At 61.9% G+C, this 1,049-nt stretch carries 1 protein-coding gene; it reads right to left on the reverse strand.

All coding sequences use genetic code 11. The features are described 5' to 3' along the window. Positions 1-5 precede the first annotated feature (5 nt). Positions 6-965, reverse strand: coding sequence for an IS1595 family transposase (locus ACOVRJ_RS09915; RefSeq protein WP_422043686.1), 960 nt, complete (start codon positions 963-965; stop codon positions 6-8). Between the last annotated feature and the right edge of the window lie 84 nt (positions 966-1,049).

Here is a 1,049-nt window from a genome sequence, read left to right on the forward strand (position 1 = left end):
CCTGATTAGAAACGTGCCTCAGCATGCCTGTCTCTGATGACTTTTTCCTTGACCGGCCGGGTCTTTGCCACGTCCACGATCAAGGTTGCGATGAGGCCGCGCAGGTCGAAGCGTTGGTTGAATCGGTAGGCAAAGGCTGCGAGATAAGTCTGGGCGTACTTGCGGAACTTCAGTGCCTTGAAGGCTCCAGCCAGCGTGGTCTTGAGATTGCCCAGCATGGTGTTGATCCACTTGAACTCGGGCAGATGACGCGGCTTGAGGGCCCCCACCACCCTGGGCGTGTGGACACAGCCTGCATCAGTGACGGCTGCAAAGCATGCCAGCCCGTCGCTGGTGACAACCGTGGCGGGCAGCAGGCTGGCCTTGGCCCACCTGGAGATGGATTCGCACGTGAAGCCCTTGACCAGATCGAGCTTCAAGCGCATTGGTTGGCCAGCTGCGTTCAACGACACCGCCGCCACGAAGGGCACCTTGTTCTCCGAGCCCCGGCCGACTTTGCCACCAGAGCGCTCTCCTCCGAGGTAGGCGTCGTCCAGTTGCACGAAGCCATCCAACCGGTGCGCTGCCTCCTGGTGCGCCATGGCGGTGTTGATCTTGTGGTGCAGCAGCCAGGCGGTGGGGTAGCTCACCCCCAGATCGCGCTTGAGGGCCAGTGCCGAGATGCCGGTCTTGGCCTGGCTGATGAGATGGATGGCCAGGAACCAGGTCGTCAGCGGCAGCTTGGTGTGCTCCATCAGCGTGCCCGCAGTCAGCGAGGTCTGGTGGCGGCACGCACCGCACTGGAACAACTTGCGGGCACCGTGACCGACAACGTAGTGCTGCACGCTGGCGCAACGCGGGCAGCGAAACCCATCCGGCCAACGCGAGCGCCGAATCGCATCGGCACACTGCGCTTCGGTGCCAAAGTGGGTCAGAAACTCAGGAATCGACATGCCGGGCTGGAATTGGATCTGGTGGCTGGACATCGGAACTCTCCGTCTTCAGGAGAGATCAGGTTACGGGCTCAGTGGCTCACTGGACGAGCCTGCTGAGACACGTTTCTAATCAGG

The sequence above is a fragment of the Roseateles sp. genome, assembly GCF_049240545.1.
Classification (GTDB): Bacteria; Pseudomonadota; Gammaproteobacteria; order Burkholderiales; family Burkholderiaceae_C; genus Paucibacter_A.

What these genes read in the sequence shown, in the direction of transcription:
- ACOVRJ_RS09915 (WP_422043686.1), bottom strand. Translation starts at nt 965, where the DNA reads ATGTCCAGCCACCAGATCCAATTCCAGCCCGGCATGTCGATTCCTGAG.